The following is a 17,022-nucleotide window of genomic DNA, read 5'->3' on the forward strand; positions in this document are numbered from 1 at the left end:
CAGCCAACGAGGTCAGGTTCGGTCCTGGTTGCCGGGCACAATGGGAGCATGCTGGAAACGTCCGCTCGATTGCTCCGGCTGCTGTCGTTGCTGCAGCAGCACCGGGAGTGGCCCGGTCCGCGGCTGGCGGACAAGTTGGGCGTCACGGTGCGTACCGTGCGCCGGGACGTCGAACGGCTGCGAGAGCTGGGCTACCCCGTGCACGCGACGACGGGTAACACCGGCCGGTACCGGCTGGGTGCCGGCGCAGTCATGCCGCCGCTGCTGCTCGATGACGACGAGGCGGTCGCGGTCGCGGTGGGATTGCGCACCGCGGCGAGCGGCACGGTGGCGGGCATCGAGGACACGTCGCTGCGTGCCCTGGCGAAACTGGAGCAGATCCTGCCTTCGCGGCTGCGGCACCGGGTCGCGACGCTGGGCGCTGTCACGGTGGCGCAGCACCAGCCCGGCGCGGAGGTATCGGCGGACCTGCTGACCACGATCGCCGCCGCCTGCCGCGATCATCAGCGGTTGCGGATCGACTATCGCAGCCACGACGGTACCGACAGCATGCGGACGGTGGAGCCGCACCGGCTGGTACACGCCGGGCGCCGCTGGTACCTGGTGGCCTACGACCTCGACCGGGCGGACTGGCGTACGTTCCGGGTGGACCGGCTGCGGCCGTGGACTCCGGCCGGACCGCGGTTCACGCCGCGGGTACCGCCGTCGGACGACATCGGCGCATACGCGTCCTGGTCGGTCGGCGTCGGCCGGTACCGCTACCAGGCGCGGTTCACCGTGTACGCCCCAGCGGCGCAGGTCGCCCAACGCGTCACGCCCGAGGCGGGGGTGGTCGAGGCCGTCGATGACGACAAGTGCACGCTGCGCGCCGGCTCCAACTCGCTGGACGGACTCGCCCTGCACGTGGCCCTGCTCGGCTTCGACTTCACCGTGCACGAGCCGGCCGAACTCGTCGAGCAGTTCCGGACGCTGCACGCCCGGATGGGCCACGCGATCCAGCCGCTGCCGGGTGGGGACTAGCCGCGCCGAATATCGGCTGCGCTTTCTTCGCCGATGGCCGACCGTGGGGCCATGGATCAGACCCAGACCGTCGTACGGCTCGTCGACGACGTCCTCGGCGATGCGGTCATCGGCACGTACCTGCATGGATCCTCGGTGCTCGGCGGCCTCAAGCCGGCCAGCGACCTGGACTTCCTCGTCGTCACCCACCGGCGCATGGACGACCGGCAGCGGCTGTTGCTCACCCGGGAACTGCTCAAGGTCTCCGGTGATCCGGCCGGCGCCCGGGGCGTCGAACTCACCGTCGTGGTCCAGCCCGAGGTTCGCCCTTGGCGGTTTCCGCCGACCGGGGATTACCTGTACGGCGAGTGGCTGCGCGACGAGCTTGCGACGCACGGCGCCGCGCCACCCCAACCGATGCCGGATCTGGCCGTCCTGATCGCGGTGGCGCTCACCGGCGACCACCCCCTCAGCGGGCCACCACCGGCTCGGGTGCTCGATCCCGTCCCGCACAGCGATGTGGTTCGGGCGAGCGTGGAGGGCATCGCCGAACTGCTGAACGAACTCGACAGTGACACCCGCAATGTCCTGCTGACCTTCGCCCGGATCTGGGTCACGGTCGCCACCGGCGACATCCGGTCGAAGGACGCCGCCGCGGACTGGGCGCTGGCCCGGCTGCCGCCGGAGTGCCGTCCGGCTCTCGAGTACGCCAGGCACCTGTACCTGAACTGCTCCTACGCGGAGGAGAACTGGAGCGACGAGCTGCGGGCGCGGGTACGCCCATACGTCGACCACGTCCTTGAGGAGGTTCACCGCCTGACGGGGCACTGAGTCGACGAGCCGACCGACCGCATCCGGGTCAGGGCAGTTGCCGGACGGTGCCCGGGTCGGCGCCGGCGCGCATCCGTTCCGCGTCCCGGCCGGGCGGGGCGCCGAACAGGCGGCGGTACTCGCGGTTGAACTGCGTCGGGCTCTCGTACCCGACGAGGTGCCCGACCCTCGCGACATCGCCGGGCGCGGCGACCAGCAACGACCGAGCCTCTTGGAGGCGGATGCGCTTCTGGAACTGCAGCGGGCTCATGGCCGTCACGGCGCGGAAGTGCCGGTGGAACGCGGACGGGCTCATCCCGGCCGTCCGGGCGAGATCGGAGATCCGCATCGGCTCGGCGTAGTTGTCGCGGATCCACCGGATCGCCCGGCTCACGTGAGACAGGCCGCTGTCGGCCAGCCCGATCTGGCGGATCATCACGCCATCCGGACCGGTGATCATCCGCCAGAGGATCTCCTGCTCGATCAGCGGCGCGAGCACGGGTGCGTCCGTGGGGCGGTCGAGGAGCCGGAGCATGCGAGCCGCGGCGTCGAGCAGGTCGGGGTCGGCCTCGCCGGTGGCGATCGCGGTCGGGTCGGTCGTGCCGCGGGACCACGGCTGGGCCGGGGCCCGAAGCGCCAGCGCGGCAATGGCGGACGGGCGCAGCACCAGTCCCATGCCCAACGCCGGGGCGTGTGGGCGCGCGTCGACGAAGTGGCCGGTGACGGGCAGGTCGGTGGTGACCGCGAGGTAGTGCCCCGCCCAGTACTCATGCACCTGGTCGCCGAGCAGCAGGCGCTTCCCGCCCTGCGCCATGACGACCAGCAGCGGTTCGGTCAGCGAGTAGTGCGGTGCGTCGGTCTCCACCTTCGACAGCAGCAACCCGTCGATCGGGGTCCGCAGGTCGGGTCGGGCATGGGCGGCGATGCGGTCGCGGATCTCGCTCAGGAGGCCGGAGCTGAAGGGCACACCTCACGGAAGCATCCCGGGGCGCGCCTCGGCAACCCGATCGCGGCGAAGTCGAGAGGATTGGGCAAGAGTCAGCGAGGATCGGTCTACCGCTGACCAGGGGATCGACGTTCGATGGGTATGACCGGATCCTCAGTGATGGGAGCACGTTCATGCCACTTGATCACTACCTCACCCTCGGCCGATCGGGGTTGCGGGTCAGCCCGTTCGCGCTCGGCGCGATGACCTTCGGAGAAGACCCCGGGGGCGCAGGCTGCAGCGTGGAGGAGTCCGAGAAGATCTTGGCGACCTACCTGGACCTCGGCGGGAACTTCGTCGATACCGCCAACTTCTACACCAACGGCCACTCGGAGAAGATCCTCGGTGACTTCTTCGCCGCCCGTCCGGGGCGGCGCGAGCACGTGGTACTCGCGTCGAAGTTCTTCACCAACCTGTTTCCGGGCGATCCGAACGGCGGCGGCGCGGGCCGTACGTCGATCATCGCGCAGCTCGACGAGACGCTGCGCCGCCTGGGGACCGACTACCTCGATCTGTACTGGTTGCACAACTGGGACCGGTCCACCCCGATCGAGGAGACCATGCGCGCGCTCGATGACCTGGTACGCGCCGGCAAGATCCGCTACCTCGGCTTCTCCAACACGCCGGCCTGGGTCACCGCTCAGGCGCAGACGATGGCGCTGTTGAAGGGTTGGACCCCGCTGGTCGCGCTGCAGGTCGAGTACTCGCTTCTGGCGCGCACCGTCGAGGGTGAGCTCGCGCCGCTCGCCCGCGACCAGGGCATGGCGCTGGTGCCGTGGAGCCCGCTGAAGAACGGGTTCCTGTCCGGCAAGTACCGGCGCGGTACGCAGGTCACGGACTCCGCCCGTACGTCGTTTGTGGGCCACCCCACCGGCGACGAGTTCGTGGTCATCGACGCCGTGACCGCGGTCGCCGATGAACTCGGGACGACCCCAGCGGCGGTGTCGTTGGCCTGGCTGCGCGCTCGCGAGGGCACCGTCGTGCCGATCCTCGGCGCCAGGCGCGTCGAGCACCTGGAGAACAATCTCGCCAGCCTGGAGGTGGCGCTGACCCCGGAACAGGTCCGCCGTTTGGACGAGGTGTCCGAGCCGATCTTGAACTATCCGGCACCGATGCACGGTGCGCTGCGGGCGATGCTGCAGTTCGGCGGCGCCACGGTCGACGGCGAGGCGTCGGCCGTCTACCCGCCGTTGTTGCAGAGCGGCGTGCGCTACTGAGCGCTGGCTCCGGTAAGAGCCTGCCAGCAGGCTCTGAGGGCGCCGAAAAGAATCTTGGGCACCGTGTCGATTCCGGGGGCCGCCGCACGACGTACCGGTGAGGAGCGTTCTTGACGGTACGGAGGTACGGAGATCATGAGCAGCAGTACAGGCGCGCCGCCGCGGGCCGGGAAGCGGGAGTGGATCGGGCTGGCCGTACTGGCGCTGCCCACCCTGCTCGTGTCGCTGGACACGTTCGTGATGGTGCTGGCCCTGCCCCGGCTCGCCGCGGGTCTCCACGCCGACAACACCCAGCAACTGTGGATCATGGACATCTACGGGTTCATGGTGGCCGGTTTCATGATCACAATGGGTACCGTCGGCGACCGGATCGGCCGGCGGCGGCTGGTGCTCGCCGGTGCGGCCGTGTTCGGTACGGCGTCGATCCTGGCCGCGTACGCGAACAGCCCGACGATGCTGATCGGCATCCGGGCCGTCCTGGGCGTGGCCGGCGCCGCGCTGACACCGTCCATCCTGGCGCTGATCACCAACATGTTCCGTGACCCCGGACAGCGGGCCAGGGCGATCGGCATCTGGGCCGGCTGCTTCACCGTCGGCGCGGTGATCGGCCCGGTGGTCGGCGGCGCGTTGCTGGACCGCTTCTGGTGGGGCTCGGTGTTCCTGCTGGGGGTACCGGCGATGATCCTGCTCCTGGTGCTCGGTCCGGTACTGCTGCCGGAGTACCGCAACGCCACGGCCGGCCGGCTGGACGTGCCAAGCGTCGCGCTGTCGCTGGCCGCGATCCTGCCGGTGATCGGCGGCCTGAAGGAGTTGGCCCAGAACGGCTGGCACGCCAGGCCGGTCGGCCTGGTCGTGGTCGGGCTGGCGGTCGGCGCGGTGTTCGTGCGCCGCCAGCGCCGGCTGGCCGATCCACTTCTGGACCTGCGGCTGTTCGCCGACCGGGCGTTCGCCAGCCTGCTGGGCAGCATGCTCGGCTACTCGATGCTCGGGGGCGGCACCATGGTCTTCATCGCGCAGACCTTCCAGTCCGTCGATGGCCTGTCGCCGCTGCGATCCGGTCTGGCGTTGGTGCCGGGCATGTGTGGGGCGATGATCAGCTTCCAGGTCGCGCCGGTGCTCGGCCGCCGGATCCGTCCGGGCGTGCTGCTGCCGGCCAGCCTGCTTCTCTCGATCGCCGGTCTGCTGTTGATGACCCAGGTGGGTACGTCGGGAGCCGCGCTGCTGATCGTCGGCTTCGCGGTGAACTCCCTCGGAACCGGGCCGCTGGTGACTCTGGGTACCAACCTGATCGTGGGCTCGGCTCCGCCGGAGCGGGCCGGTTCGGCGGCGGCGCTCGCGCAGACCGGCAATGAATTCGGGTACGCACTGGGCATCGCGGCACTCGGCAGCGTGATGGCCGCGGTGTACCGCTCCGATGCCGCCGCCGGCCTGCCCGCCGGAGCGCCCGCCTCGGCCCGGGACACCCTGCTCGACGCGATGCGAGCGGCGGACGGCCTGCCCGGCCAGCTCGGCGCGGCGGTGCGCGCCGCGGCACAGCAGGCGTTCGTCCACGGACTGCACACCATCGCCCTGATCAGCGCCGCGCTGCTGGCCGGCATCGCGGTGCTGCTGGCCGCGACACTCCGGCGGGTACCGGCGATGGGCCAGTCCCCCGCGCAGACTGAGGAGTCCGCGCGAATCGAGGAGCCCGAGCCGGCAGTCCTGGCCGGCTGACTACCACGCAGATCCAACCGAACAACTCGAAGGGAACAACCATGCCCCAGTACGCGATTCTCATCTACACGCCGGCCCCGGGCGACGTGGCGGACATGCCTCCGGAGGAACAGGAGGCGCACATGCGGCACGCGGAGGAGGCCGAGCGCCTCGGCGGGAAGGTCGTGCAGGGCTTCGCACTGCAGCCGAGTACGGGGGCGATGGCGGTACGCGGCACCCGCGTCATCGACGGCCCGTTCACCGAGGCGAAGGAGGTCATCGCCGGGTTCTACATCCTGCAGGCCCGGGATCCCGAGCACGCGCTGGAGATCGCCAAGCGCAACCCGGCCACCTGGCGCGGTGGCGTCGAGGTCCGGGCGCTGCTGGAGTGACCGGCCCGCGATGCTCGAACCGAGGATCAGAGGTCCAGCACCAGATCCGTCTCGGGCCGTGCGCAGCAGACGAGCACCGTGCCGGGTGCGGCGGGCTCCAGCGGCTCCGGCCCGTACCGGACAGTGCCGGAAAGCGCCGGGGTCTGGCAGGTGTGGCAGACCCCGGACCGGCAGGACCAGCGCGTCGGTACGTCGCACGCTTCGGCGAACTCGAGGACGCTGCCGTACTCGTCGCTCCACGGCACGGTGAGTCCGCTGCGGGTGAAGGTGATCCGGGGTCCGTTGCCGGCGGCTCCCGCCGGCGGGTGCGGGTCGGCGCGGGCGACGCGGGTGAGCCCGGGGTTGATGGCCGGCAGTGCGCCGAACAGTTCACTGTGGACACGATCGGGTTCCAGCCCGACCTTCACGAGCGCCTCGCGCATCGCGGTCATGAACCGGTCCGGCCCGCACAGGTAGGCCGTCGCGGTGGCGGGCAGGCCGAGCGCGGCCAGCGTCTCGTGGTTGAGCCGGCCCGGCCCGGCCGCCGGTGACGGGCTCGCCGCCGGGTCCGGGCTCGCCGCCGGGTCCGGGGCGGTGTAGTAGACGTGTTCCCGGGCGTTGGCGAGGCCGTCCAGGAGTCGATGCGCCTCGGCGGCGAAGGCATGCTCGGCGGCCGACCGGGCGGTGTGCAGCCACCACACCTCGCGAGCGGTGCCGGACGTGGCGAGTGCGTGCAGCATCGCGAGGACCGGGGTCACTCCGATGCCGGCGGACAGCAGGATCACCGGAGTGGCGTCGTTGTCGTCGGGCAGGACGAAGTCGCCGCGCGGGGCGGCGACCTCCAGCGCGGCGCCGGCACGCAGGTGGGCGTGGAGGTAGTCGCTGACCACGCCGCGGGTCTCGCGTTTGACGCTGATGCGGTACTCACGATCCGACGGCGCGGCGGACAGCGAGTAGCTGCGTACCGGCGCCGGGTCGCCGGCACCGGTGACGCGGAGGGTGAGGTACTGGCCGGGCCGGGACCGGGGGAGTGGAGCGTTGTCGGGGGCCGCCAGGTAGATCGACGTGACGGTCGGGGTCTCGGGTACGACCCGTGCGACGCGCAGCGGTAGGAAGCCGGACCAGCCGCCGGGTTCGACGCCGGTCGGTGGTGCGGTGCCGGGTGTCCCGGACTCGGCGGCGTCCAGCAGGTCGTGGAACGATCCCTGCCACCCCGGGCTCAGCGCCGGAATGTCCACGGCCCTGCGGAGCAGGTCGGTGTCGCGATCGGGCAGGTACAGCAGGGCGTCGACGGCGGCGACGCTCAACCGGTGCCGGCCTACCCGGGTACGGACGATCTGGTCACCGGCCTGGACGTGGCCTTCCGTGATGACCCGGAGGTAGAAGCCCGGCCGGTGGTGCTTGACCAGCAGCGCGGGCATCTCGGGCTCGCCCAGCCGCATCCCGACCCGGAAACAGGTGACCCGTGGCTGGCTGACCTCGAACTCGGCATCGCCGATGCGGAAGCGGTCACCGATGTGCACCTCGTCGTCGGGCAGGCCGTCGACCGTGAAGTTTTCGCCGAACTGGCCGTATTCGAGGTCGTCCCGGCCGAGCCGCTGGCGCCAGAAGTCGTAGGACTCCCGCTGGTAGACGAGCACGGCGCGCATCTCGCCGCCGTGACCGTTCAGGTCGCCCTGCCCGTCGCCGTCGACGTTGAGCGTGCGTACCATGCGCGGGCCGTCGACCGGGTACTTGAAGATGCCGGTGTGAACGGTTCTGCCTTGCCAGGAAACGTCTCTGGGCATGCCGACGTTGAGCGACAGCAAGCGGGCCACGGTGGTGTCTTCCTCAATCGGTCTGGGTCTGGCGGGTGCGCTGGTAGTGCCGCCGCGCCTTCATGCGGTTGCCGCAGATCGCCATCGAGCACCAGCGGGCGCTGTTCGGCTTGCTGTGGTCGATCAGGAACAGCCGGCAGTCCGGGTTGGCGCACGGGCGCAGGCGCCCGGGGTTGGAAACCCGCAGCGCGTCCCAGGCGAGTACGGCCCTGGCCGCCGCGGAGCGGCCGGTGGGTACGTCGAGGGTCCAGGTGAGCCCGTCGCCGACCGGGGACGGCCGGTAGCTCACGCCGTCGACGAAGCGCGCGACCGAGGCCGGTGCCGCCCCTTCGCGCACGATGCCCTGCAGCGCCGCGCGTACGTCGAGCAGCGCCCGCCATTCGTCCTCGGAGTCCGGTTGGCCATGAGCGGCCAGCCAACCCTTGCCCGCCTTGGCATCGGCCAACTCGTCGCGGGGTGACCCGTCGATCACGGGCGTGGTGTTCAGCAGGTCGAGCAGCAGGGTTTCGTCGGTTTCGATCATGGCTGACATCTAACCTCCAAACTCACACTTGACAGGTTACATCATCGCATGATGTGGTCTAACCACCAAACGAGATTTTGAGAGTTAGACGGTCGACCTCGGGTCGGTGACAGAAGGGAAGGGTCATGGGTCTGGCATGGCAGCAGGGGCCGCTGGCGACCCGTTCGGTCGGGCAGTTCCTGGTGGCCGAGCCGCTCCCCGAGCGGCTGCTGTTCGCGGAGCCGCTGCGCCGGCGGATGCGGGTGCGGTTCGGCGACCAGTGGGTGGCCGACAGCGAAGATGTCGTGCTGCTGCACGAACCGGGCCACTACCCGGTGGCGTACTTCCCGCTGGCCGAGGTGCGTCCCGGTGTCCTGGTGCCGGAGGAGCGCACCACGACCCACCGGGAACTCGGGCCGACGGCGTGGTTCACCGTCCGCGCCGGTGACGCGCGGGCACAACGGGCCGGCGACGCGGGGGCGCAACGGGCCGGCGGCGCGCAGGCACAACGGGCCGGCGGCGCGCAGGCACAACGGGCCGCCTGGCAGTACACCGACCTCCCGGAGCACGCGGCCGTCCTGCGGGACCGGGTCGCGTTCGCGTGGCGCGCGATGGACGCCTTCTACGAGGAGGACGACCGCATCGTGGGCCACGCGGCCGACATGTACCACCGCAACGACATCCGCCACAGCTCACGGCACCTGGTCGTGCGTGACGGGGACCGGATCGTCGCCGAGACACACCGCCCGGTGGTGCTCTACGAGTCGGGCTTCGCCCCGCGCTGGTACGTGCCCCGCGAAGACGTCGACTCCTCGGCGCTGGCGCCGGTCGACGGGCAGACCTTCTGCCCGTACAAGGGCCTGGCCAGCTACTACGACATCGGGCAGCGCAAGCGCGCCGCCTGGTCCTACCTCGAGGCGTGGCCCGAGGTGGCGCGGGTGTCCGGGTTCGTGTCGTTCGAGCCGGACCTCATCGACGTGCACCTCGACGGCACCAAGTTGGCCCTGGAGTCGGGCCAAGCCGTGACGCCGCACGGAATCGACCGGGGACTCGACCCGGACGAACTGCTCCGGCGCTGACCACACCACACGATACGAACGGAGAATCCTCATGCCCGCGTCCCTCAACGGCCGTACCGTCCTGGTCATCGGTCGCCCCAGCGGCATCGCCCGCGCGGTCGCCCTGTCCATCCGGAAGGCCGGCGGCAGCGTGGTCGTGGCCGGACGCGACCAGCAGGCACTCGCGGCGGCCTACGACGACCCCGCTATCCGCGCCGAACGGGTCGACCTCACCGACGAGGCCAGCATCGCTGCCCTGGCCGAGCGACTCGGCCGGGTCGACCATGTCGTGTCGACCGCGTCGGCCCGGGCCCGCGGCGCCGTGGGAGACCTCGACCACGACACCGTGCTGATGTCCTTCAGCGTCAAGGTCGTCGGGCCGATGTTCCTGGCCAAGCACTTCGCGCCGCGCATGCCCGCGGACGGATCCTTCGTCCTGTTCTCCGGTTCGTCCGCGCGCAAGCCGGCGGCCGGCATGCTCGCCGTCGGCGCGACCAACGCAGCCGTCGACGTGGTGACCCGCACCCTCGCGGTCGAACTGGCCCCGATCCGGGTCAACGCGATCTCCCCTGGCACCGTCGACACCGGCGCCTACGACGGCCTCGGCGAGGCGAGGAAGGCCGAGCTGTTCACCGCCCGTCAGGCGGGCAACCCCGCGCGCCGCATCGGCAACTCCGATGACATCGCCGACGCCGTGATGTTCGCGCTGACCAACACCTTCATGACCGGCGTCTCGCTCAGCATCGACGGCGGCGAACCCCTCGTCTAGGAATGGAGAAATCAGTGAACAACCCAGGCTCGGCCAGTTCCCCACTGATCGATTCGACCGCGAGGCTGACTCCGGCGCTCGGTCTGGTACCGGCCATCTACGTTCCCGCCACGCCCGCGCCGTCCGTCGCCCGTGCGGTCGGCCGAATCCTTCAGCGGGTGGCCCATCGATTCGGGATCGGTGCCTGATGGAGTACCGCGTCGAAGTCATCACGCTGCCTGTCAGCGATGTCGACCGAGCGGTGCGGTTCTACACCGAACAGGCCGGCTTCGTCCTGGATGTCGACTACCGGCCCCACAGCGAATTCCGCGTCGTGCAGCTGACTCCGCCGGGATCGTCGTGTTCGGTCCAGTTCGGCGTCGGACTCACCGACGCGACACCGGGATCCGTCCGTACCACCTGTCTGGTCGTGACCGATATCGAGGCCGCGCACCGCGAGCTGACCGGGCGCGGGCTGGCGGTCGGCCCGATCCGGCACAAGACCTCGGTCGGTGACTGGCAGGGCGACTACGCGCCCGGAGCCGACCCGGACCGGCGCGACTACGCTAGCTTCATCGACTTCGCGGACCCGGACGGCAACACCTGGACCGTGCAGGAGCGCGGGTTCGCCCGCGCCTGACGGGCGACCGCGGCGCACCGATTCCTTTTCCGTCCCGCCGAGGTCTGCACGGTAAGAATGTGACGACGCGATCGGGAGGATTGCCGGGTGGACGCGACCGAGACTGAGTCCCTGACCGACCAGGTCCAACGGGAGCGGCGCGGCCTGCTCGCGCACGCGTACCGGATGCTGGGCTCCTGGGACGAGGCGGAGGACGCGGTCCAGGAGACCTGCCTGCGGGCCTGGCGTAGCCGGGAGACCTTCGAGAACCGCTCATCGGTGCGCGTGTGGCTGTACCGCATTGCCACCAACACCTGCCTCAGCGCGATCGAGGGCCGTCGCCGCCGGGCCCTGCCGTCCGGGCTCGGCGCTCCGTCGAGCGACCCGTCCGCACCGTCGGAGGTCGCCGGTCCGGAGACCTGGATCCAGCCGATCCCCACGTCGCTGGTGGCCGACCCGGCCGCGGAAGTCGTCGCCCGGGAGGGGGTGCGACTCGCCTTCATCGCGGGGTTGCAGTACCTGCCTCCCCAGCAGCGGGCGGTTCTGCTCCTGCGCGACGTGCTGAAGTTCTCCGCGGCCGAAGCCGCGCGGATACTCGAGACCTCCGTGCCGGCGGTCAAGAGTGCGCTTCAGCGGGCCCGTGGCCGGTTGAACGAAGTGTCGCCGACTCGCGAAGACGTGCGCGAGCCGACCGAGCGGCGCGCCCGCGAACTGCTCGAGCAGTATATGGCGGCGTGGGAACGTTCCGATCCGGTGGAGTTCGAGCGCGTACTGCGCGCGGACGCCACTCTGGAAGGCGTGCCGTCGAAGACCTGGTTTGCGGGAAAGGTGGCGTGTGTCGCGTTCGCGGCCCCGTCGATGGGCGACGCCGGAGCGTGGCGGATGGTACCGATCGATGCGAACGGGCAGCCGGCGGTCGCGGCCTGGGTGGGCGGAGAGCCGTTCGGCATCGCAGTGCTCACCATGGCCACGGACGGGATCGCCCGGATCACCCTCTTCGCCGATCCGGATCTGGTGGCCCGCTTCACCAAACCCGACGTCGCCCCCCGGGGCCCTATCCTGACCCGGTGGACCTTACGTTCAGCGGCGAGATCGTGTACTGGAGGGGACCGGCGCCGTGGTACTTCGTCATCATGCCGGACGAGGAGTGCCACGAGCTGGCGAAGATCGCCAAAGCCGTGACCTATGGCTGGGGCGTGATCCCGGTCACGGCCCGGATCGGGGAGACCCGCTGGACCACGTCCCTGTTTCCCAAGGACGGGCGATACCTGGTGCCCGTCAAGGCGGCGGTGCGGAAGGCCGAACGGCTCGACGAGGGCGACGCGGTCACCGTACGGCTGGCCATCGGCGCCTGACCGGTGCGGGGATAGGGTCTGCGCATGCTCAGTATCGGCAAGCTCATCCCGGACGATCGCGCGGACTGGGAGCTGTTGTTCGGCGGCTACAACGAGTTCTACGGCCGCACGGCTTCAGCCGAGCTGTTCGACCGGGCCTGGGCCGAGTTTCAACGGGACACCCGGATGCACGCGCTCGGTGCGAAGCTCGACGGCCGGCTGGTCGGCATCACGCACTTTCTCGTCCATGCCAGCACGACCTCGGCCGACGTGTGTTACCTGCAGGATCTGTTCACCGCGCCGCAGGCGCGCGGCAGCGGGGTGGGCCGGGCGCTGATCGCGGCGGTGACCGAGTGGGCACGGGACCGGGGTTGCGGCCGGGTCTACTGGTCGACCCAGGAGACCAACGCCACCGCCCGCCGGCTGTACGACGCGGTCGCGGTGAACCGGGGCTTCATCCGGTACGAGATCCAGCTCTGACCGGTTCTGTCGGTGGTCGCCGCTAGCCTCGCGCCATGACTCCACCGCCCACGGTCGGCACCGGCATCGCGGCCGACCTGCATCGATACCTTCAGCAGTCCCGGGAAAACGTCCTCGCGTCCCTCGACGGCCTGAGCGAATACGACATCCGGCGGCCGATGACGCCCAGCGCCACCAATCTGCTGGGGCTCGTCAAGCACCTCGCCGGCGTCGAGCTGAGCTATCTCGGGGACTGCGTGGGCCGCCCGTCCCCGGTGCGGCTGCCCTGGGTCGAAGACGAGTCAATCTGGGACAGCGCCGACATGTGGGCCACCGCCGAGCAGACCCGCGAGGAGTTGGTCGCGCTCTACCGCACGGCGTGGCAGCACTCCGACCGGTCGATCGGAGAGTTGGGGCTGGAGGCTCCGGCGACCGTGCCGTGGTGGCCGGAAGACCGCCGGGAGACGACACTCGGGTCACTGCTCACCCGGGTCGTCGCCGAGACCGCGCAACACGCGGGGCACGCCGACATCGTCCGCGAGACGATCGACGGTCGGGCGGGTCGGGACCACGCCGACATCGGCGACGCCGAGTGGTGGACGCGCCACCTGGAGCGGGTCCAGCAGGCCGCCGACCGGCACCGGGCAACCGAGCCCCCGGCGGCCGGCGCGTAACGCGGCCGGGCCGCGGTCAGTCGGCCGGGCCGTTGCGGGCGGCAAGCATGTCATGGCCAAACGAGGGGCAGTTGGCCGTCTCCGCCGCGCTCGCGGTCGTCGCTCTCGCCGTGACGGGTCTGCCTCGTTTCCGTGCGGTCACGCCGTTCCGGCTGGGACCGGTGGCACCGCTTCGCGCTCGCCATGGGTTCCGATCAGTCCCGGTCGGGATCCGCCGCCCGCTCCGCTGCGAGGGCGGTCAGCCGCGGGTCGCCGGTCGCAGCCGCCAGGGCCGACAACGCCTCCTCGATGACGGACGGATCGCTTTCGTTCCACTGCCCGTCGAGCGCGTCGAGCAGCGGTCCGGTCGCCCGCGCGTCGCCCCGGGTGGCCAGTCCGTGGACGGCTTCCGCGCGGGCGTCCGGGTCCGGATCCCGCAGCCGGGCCGCGAGCGCGTCGCGCAGTTCGGCGAAGTCGGCGTCGCTGCGCCGGGCCAGCCCGAAGGTCGCCCAGTCACGCACGTACGGGTCCTGGTCGGCCGACAGTTCGATGAGGGTGTCGAGGGCTTCCCGCTCCGGCCGGCCGAGCAGGCCGAAGACGACGGCACCGCGCACCTCGGCGTCCGGGTGCGCGCGCAGCCGGCTCAGCGGACCGACCGCGCGGGGATCCCGCAGGTGCCCGAGACCGGTCGCCACGGCGCGCAGTACGCCCGGATCCCGCTCGCCGTTGACCAGGTCGAGCAGGACCGTGACCACGCTCTCGGGGGACGGTCCCTCCCCGGCCGGTCGAGTCGGGTCGGTGCGTAGCCGCGCGAGGACGTCCACGCCCAGCTCCCGGCGCGCGGGCTCCGGGCTGCGACACAGCTGCCGCGCGGCGTGCCACGCGTCACCGTGCGCGCGCAGGTCGTCGACGGCGCGCCAGCGCCGGTCCTCGTCGCCGTCCTGAGTGGCGGACAGCGCCTCGGCGATCAGTTCGGGAACGGTGCGGGCCGCCTCTGGCATCCCGCCATCGTCGCGTGCCACGTGGCCGGTGTCCACGCGGTTGGCTGCCGCCTCCGATGGGCCCTGTGGCTTCCGAGGTGGAGGAAATCTGTACGGTGGCGGGGCTCGCGTCGGAACGATGAAGGGGGAACGCGATGCCCGAGAGTAACGGGGCCGGGACGGTCCGGGTACGCCCGGTGGAGCCGTCCGATCGCGACGCGCTGTACGACATCTGCCTCCGTACCGCCGACACAGGCGCCGACGCCCGGGGCCAGTACCTGTCCGACACCCTGGTCGGTGACATCTTCGCGGTCCCGTACGCGGAGCGTGAGCCGCAGCACTGCTTCGTGGTCGACGACGGCACCGGTGCGGCGGTCGGGTACATCGTCGGGGTCGCCGACACCGCGGACTTCGTCCGCTGGTACCGGCAGGAGTGGATCCCGCGCGTCGCGCACCGGCGCCCGGTACCGCCGGACCCGCCGGTGACCCGGGACGACGTCATGCTGTCGCGGCACTACCGGCCGGAACGGATGCTCGTCCCCGCGCTGCTGTCCGACTACCCCGCCCACCTGCACATCGACCTGTTGCCCGACTGGCAGGGCAAGGGCTGGGGCCGGGCCCTGATGCACCGCTTCCTGGACAGCCTGCGCACGGCCGGCGTGCCCCGGGTGCATCTCAGCACGAGCAGAAGCAACGTCAACGCGTGCAAGTTCTACGACCGGCTCGGGTTCACCGAGATCGACGTGCCGGACGCCGGCTCGATCCTCTACCTGGGGCGCGGCACGACCGTGGAGTGATCCGCGCCGCGGCGGTCGCGGGACTCGGCGACCAGCCGGGCGGTCTCGCCGGGTGGGAGTGGGCGGCCCAACTGGTACCCCTGCCCGATGTCGCAGCCGAGCGCGGCCAGCCGGTCTACCTGGTGCGGCTCGTCGATGCCCTCGGCGGTGATGTCGAGGTTCAGGTCGTGGGCCATCCGGATCAGGGTGGGCAGCATCCGCGCGTTGGAGCGCAGCGCGGGCGTCTCCGGGTCGATGCCGGTCAGGAAGCCGGCGGCCAGCTTCACGCCGTGGATCGGCAGGGTACCGAGCATCGCCAGGCTGGAGTGACCGGTGCCGCAGTCGTCGAGTACCAGCCGCACCCCCAGGTCGGCCAGGGCGCACAGGGTCTCCACGATGCCGTCGTGCGGCCGGATGAGGTCGTCTTCGGTGATCTCCAGTTGGAGGCGGTCGGGCCGCAGGCCGGTGCGGTCCAGGGTCGCCTCGACCAGGGCGGGCAGGCTGGGCTGCTGGAGCTGCGCGACGGCGAGGTTCACGCTGACCATCGGCGGGTGCGGTGCCAGCCGGCTCCACCGGGTAGCCTGCCGGCACGCCTGCTCCAGCAGGTCCTGTCCCAGCGACATGATCAGGCCGGTGTCGACCGCCAGCGGGATGAACCGGTTGGGCGGGACCGGGCCGTGTACCGGATGGGTCCACCGGGCCAGCGCTTCCATCCCGATGACCGCGCCGTCGCGCAGGCGTACCAGCGGCTGGTACGCCAGCGTGAACTCACCGCGCCTCCGGGCCCGCGGCATGTCGCCGGACAGTTCGTGGCGCAACACGTCTTCGGCGCTGCGGGCCGGGTCAAACGGAGCGACCTGGCTGTGCCGCTCGGCCATCGCCCAGCCCAGTGCCATCCGCGCCCGGCGCAGCAGCTCGTTCGCGTCGGCGCCCGCCGTGCCGTGCTCGACGATGCCGGCCTTGCCGGACACCGGAATCTCGTGATGGTCGATCCGGTACGCGTCGGGCAGGGTACGCAGCGCCAGATCCGCCACCTTGGCGACATCGTCCTCGGCGGTGCTGCCCTCCACGACGAACACGAACTCGTCGCGGTTCAGGTGTGCCAGGAAATACCCGCCCGCCACGGCCAGACCGCGCAGCGCCCGGGCCACGGCCAGCAGCAACTGGTCGCCCTTGCGCGAACCGAGGCTGTGTTCGAGCTGCTCGAACCGTTCTAGCTTGAGTACGCACACACCGAGCCGGCGCCCGGTCGACGGCCCGTCGAGAGCCTCACGCAGCCGCTGGACGAGGCTCTCCCGGTTGGGCAGGCCGGTCAGCGGATCGTGTGACAGCGCGTGGTGCAGCTGAGCTTGGAGCCGTTGCTGTTTCTCCCGCCACGCTTCGCGCTCGGCCCGGTTGATGTCCTCGCCGGCACGCTGGGCCTGTTCCCGCAACGCCTCGATGAAGCCGGCGTTGACCTGGGCCAGTACCCGTGCCAACCGGTCCGGCGCCCGAGGGTCGGTGATGCCCAGCCGGGGGAGCAGCCGCTCGCGGAGCAGATCGATGCTGCGGGACAGCGCGTCCGGGTCGGAGATGTTCGTGGCGAACAGCTCCGCCCCGACCGCCCGGGCGGCGGGGGCCTGCCACGACTCGTCGGTCACCAGGGCGGACAGCGTCGCGGTCAGCCGCTCCAGCACCATGCGGGCACGGCCGCCCCGGCGGACGACGTAGTGGACCCGACCGATCTCGTCGAGCCACTCCCTGGCGAACGCGGCAACGGCCGGATCGACGACCGCGGGGCCGGGGACCGCGGGGCCGGCGATGGCAGGATCGGCGACGGCGACGGCGACGGCGGGGCCGGGGACTGCGGGGCCGGCGACGGCGGGATCGGCGACTGCGGGATCGGCGACGGTTGCCCGCCGCCCGTTCGGGTCGTTGCCCGACCTTCCCATGTCACGCCCTTCACTGGACAGACACGCCGTCATCCGGCGACGCCCCAGCCGCCGATTATGGCCCTCGCGTC

The 17,022-nt window shown here is 71.1% G+C and carries 19 protein-coding genes; 14 read left to right on the top strand and 5 right to left on the bottom strand.

Features of this window, described 5'->3' with window-relative positions:
• The first annotated feature begins 48 nt into the window (after window positions 1-48).
• The gene (locus Raf01_RS25495) at window positions 49-1,020 is read left to right on the top strand and encodes a helix-turn-helix transcriptional regulator (RefSeq protein ID WP_203920528.1); all 972 of its coding nucleotides are present in this window, start codon (window positions 49-51) and stop codon (window positions 1,018-1,020) included.
• A 51-nt stretch (window positions 1,021-1,071) separates the two neighbouring features.
• On the top strand, window positions 1,072-1,830 hold the full coding sequence (locus Raf01_RS25500; RefSeq protein WP_203920529.1) for an aminoglycoside adenylyltransferase family protein: 759 nt from the start codon (window positions 1,072-1,074) through the stop codon (window positions 1,828-1,830).
• 28 nt (window positions 1,831-1,858) lie between these two features.
• Here Raf01_RS25500 and Raf01_RS25505 read toward each other — a convergent pair whose 3' ends face one another.
• Complete coding sequence (locus tag Raf01_RS25505; RefSeq protein ID WP_239133894.1) at window positions 1,859-2,776, bottom strand: AraC family transcriptional regulator; 918 nt, start codon at window positions 2,774-2,776, stop codon at window positions 1,859-1,861.
• Window positions 2,777-2,928: 152 nt separating this feature from the next.
• Between Raf01_RS25505 and Raf01_RS25510 the strand changes: the two genes are divergently transcribed.
• From Raf01_RS25510 to Raf01_RS25520, 3 genes are all read left to right on the top strand, one after another.
• Window positions 2,929-4,011, top strand: coding sequence for an aldo/keto reductase (locus tag Raf01_RS25510; RefSeq protein WP_203920530.1), 1,083 nt, complete (start codon window positions 2,929-2,931; stop codon window positions 4,009-4,011).
• 135 nt (window positions 4,012-4,146) lie between these two features.
• Entirely contained in the window at window positions 4,147-5,724 is a 1,578-nt protein-coding gene (locus Raf01_RS25515; protein ID WP_203920531.1) for an MFS transporter, read from the top strand.
• A gap of 41 nt (window positions 5,725-5,765) precedes the next feature.
• Window positions 5,766-6,095: a YciI family protein gene (locus Raf01_RS25520; protein ID WP_203920532.1), complete on the top strand. Its 330-nt coding sequence runs from the start codon at window positions 5,766-5,768 to the stop codon at window positions 6,093-6,095.
• Between the two features lie 26 nt (window positions 6,096-6,121).
• On the opposite strand, the gene Raf01_RS25525 is transcribed toward Raf01_RS25520, so the two are convergent.
• Together Raf01_RS25525 and Raf01_RS25530 are read right to left on the bottom strand one after the other, a co-directional pair.
• Entirely contained in the window at window positions 6,122-7,891 is a 1,770-nt protein-coding gene (locus Raf01_RS25525) for an MOSC and FAD-binding oxidoreductase domain-containing protein (protein WP_203920533.1), read from the bottom strand.
• A 13-nt stretch (window positions 7,892-7,904) separates the two neighbouring features.
• Window positions 7,905-8,423: a CGNR zinc finger domain-containing protein gene (locus Raf01_RS25530; RefSeq protein ID WP_239133895.1), complete on the bottom strand. Its 519-nt coding sequence runs from the start codon at window positions 8,421-8,423 to the stop codon at window positions 7,905-7,907.
• A gap of 116 nt (window positions 8,424-8,539) precedes the next feature.
• Between Raf01_RS25530 and Raf01_RS25535 the strand changes: the two genes are divergently transcribed.
• From Raf01_RS25535 to Raf01_RS25570, 8 genes are all read left to right on the top strand, one after another.
• A complete protein-coding gene (locus tag Raf01_RS25535) occupies window positions 8,540-9,472 on the top strand; it encodes a DUF427 domain-containing protein (protein ID WP_203920534.1) in 933 nt (310 codons plus the stop codon).
• Between the two features lie 31 nt (window positions 9,473-9,503).
• Window positions 9,504-10,220, top strand: coding sequence for an SDR family oxidoreductase (locus Raf01_RS25540; RefSeq protein WP_203920535.1), 717 nt, complete (start codon window positions 9,504-9,506; stop codon window positions 10,218-10,220).
• A gap of 14 nt (window positions 10,221-10,234) precedes the next feature.
• Window positions 10,235-10,408, top strand: a complete 174-nt coding sequence (locus Raf01_RS25545; RefSeq protein WP_203920536.1) for a hypothetical protein — start codon at window positions 10,235-10,237, stop codon at window positions 10,406-10,408.
• Window positions 10,408-10,839 (top strand): VOC family protein, encoded by a 432-nt coding sequence (locus Raf01_RS25550; RefSeq protein WP_203920537.1) that lies wholly within the window; start codon window positions 10,408-10,410, stop codon window positions 10,837-10,839. The genes Raf01_RS25545 and Raf01_RS25550 overlap by 1 nt, the downstream gene beginning before the upstream one ends.
• Window positions 10,840-10,926: 87 nt before the next feature.
• On the top strand, window positions 10,927-12,000 hold the full coding sequence (locus Raf01_RS25555; RefSeq protein ID WP_203920538.1) for an RNA polymerase subunit sigma-70: 1,074 nt from the start codon (window positions 10,927-10,929) through the stop codon (window positions 11,998-12,000).
• Entirely contained in the window at window positions 11,952-12,173 is a 222-nt protein-coding gene (locus Raf01_RS25560; RefSeq protein WP_239133896.1) for a DUF1905 domain-containing protein, read from the top strand. Before Raf01_RS25555 ends, Raf01_RS25560 begins: the two co-directional genes overlap by 49 nt.
• Window positions 12,174-12,197: 24 nt before the next feature.
• Window positions 12,198-12,632, top strand: coding sequence for a GNAT family N-acetyltransferase (locus tag Raf01_RS25565; RefSeq protein ID WP_203920540.1), 435 nt, complete (start codon window positions 12,198-12,200; stop codon window positions 12,630-12,632).
• Window positions 12,633-12,667: 35 nt separating this feature from the next.
• Window positions 12,668-13,285, top strand: coding sequence for a DinB family protein (locus tag Raf01_RS25570; RefSeq protein WP_203920541.1), 618 nt, complete (start codon window positions 12,668-12,670; stop codon window positions 13,283-13,285).
• 194 nt (window positions 13,286-13,479) lie between these two features.
• On the opposite strand, the gene Raf01_RS25575 is transcribed toward Raf01_RS25570, so the two are convergent.
• Entirely contained in the window at window positions 13,480-14,265 is a 786-nt protein-coding gene (locus Raf01_RS25575; protein WP_203920542.1) for a HEAT repeat domain-containing protein, read from the bottom strand.
• A gap of 134 nt (window positions 14,266-14,399) precedes the next feature.
• Between Raf01_RS25575 and Raf01_RS25580 the strand changes: the two genes are divergently transcribed.
• A complete protein-coding gene (locus tag Raf01_RS25580; RefSeq protein WP_203920543.1) occupies window positions 14,400-15,041 on the top strand; it encodes a GNAT family N-acetyltransferase in 642 nt (213 codons plus the stop codon).
• On the opposite strand, the gene Raf01_RS25585 is transcribed toward Raf01_RS25580, so the two are convergent.
• The gene (locus Raf01_RS25585) at window positions 15,011-16,951 is read right to left on the bottom strand and encodes a putative bifunctional diguanylate cyclase/phosphodiesterase (protein WP_203920544.1); all 1,941 of its coding nucleotides are present in this window, start codon (window positions 16,949-16,951) and stop codon (window positions 15,011-15,013) included. The genes Raf01_RS25580 and Raf01_RS25585 overlap by 31 nt on opposite strands.
• Window positions 16,952-17,022 lie beyond the last annotated feature (71 nt).

Source organism: Rugosimonospora africana, from assembly GCF_016862975.1.
Classification (GTDB): Bacteria; Actinomycetota; Actinomycetes; order Mycobacteriales; family Micromonosporaceae; genus Rugosimonospora; species Rugosimonospora africana.

Coding starts and splice junctions, on each gene's coding strand:
- Raf01_RS25495 (WP_203920528.1), top strand. CDS start 49: ATGCTGGAAACGTCCGCTCGATTGCTCCGGCTGCTGTCGTTGCTGCAG.
- Raf01_RS25585 (WP_203920544.1), bottom strand. CDS start 16,951: ATGGGAAGGTCGGGCAACGACCCGAACGGGCGGCGGGCAACCGTCGCC.
- Raf01_RS25550 (WP_203920537.1), top strand. CDS start 10,408: ATGGAGTACCGCGTCGAAGTCATCACGCTGCCTGTCAGCGATGTCGAC.
- Raf01_RS25560 (WP_239133896.1), top strand. CDS start 11,952: ATGCCGGACGAGGAGTGCCACGAGCTGGCGAAGATCGCCAAAGCCGTG.
- Raf01_RS25510 (WP_203920530.1), top strand. CDS start 2,929: ATGCCACTTGATCACTACCTCACCCTCGGCCGATCGGGGTTGCGGGTC.
- Raf01_RS25570 (WP_203920541.1), top strand. CDS start 12,668: ATGACTCCACCGCCCACGGTCGGCACCGGCATCGCGGCCGACCTGCAT.
- Raf01_RS25540 (WP_203920535.1), top strand. CDS start 9,504: ATGCCCGCGTCCCTCAACGGCCGTACCGTCCTGGTCATCGGTCGCCCC.
- Raf01_RS25520 (WP_203920532.1), top strand. CDS start 5,766: ATGCCCCAGTACGCGATTCTCATCTACACGCCGGCCCCGGGCGACGTG.
- Raf01_RS25535 (WP_203920534.1), top strand. CDS start 8,540: ATGGGTCTGGCATGGCAGCAGGGGCCGCTGGCGACCCGTTCGGTCGGG.
- Raf01_RS25500 (WP_203920529.1), top strand. CDS start 1,072: ATGGATCAGACCCAGACCGTCGTACGGCTCGTCGACGACGTCCTCGGC.
- Raf01_RS25580 (WP_203920543.1), top strand. CDS start 14,400: ATGCCCGAGAGTAACGGGGCCGGGACGGTCCGGGTACGCCCGGTGGAG.
- Raf01_RS25575 (WP_203920542.1), bottom strand. CDS start 14,265: ATGCCAGAGGCGGCCCGCACCGTTCCCGAACTGATCGCCGAGGCGCTG.
- Raf01_RS25530 (WP_239133895.1), bottom strand. CDS start 8,423: ATGTCAGCCATGATCGAAACCGACGAAACCCTGCTGCTCGACCTGCTG.
- Raf01_RS25565 (WP_203920540.1), top strand. CDS start 12,198: ATGCTCAGTATCGGCAAGCTCATCCCGGACGATCGCGCGGACTGGGAG.
- Raf01_RS25515 (WP_203920531.1), top strand. CDS start 4,147: ATGAGCAGCAGTACAGGCGCGCCGCCGCGGGCCGGGAAGCGGGAGTGG.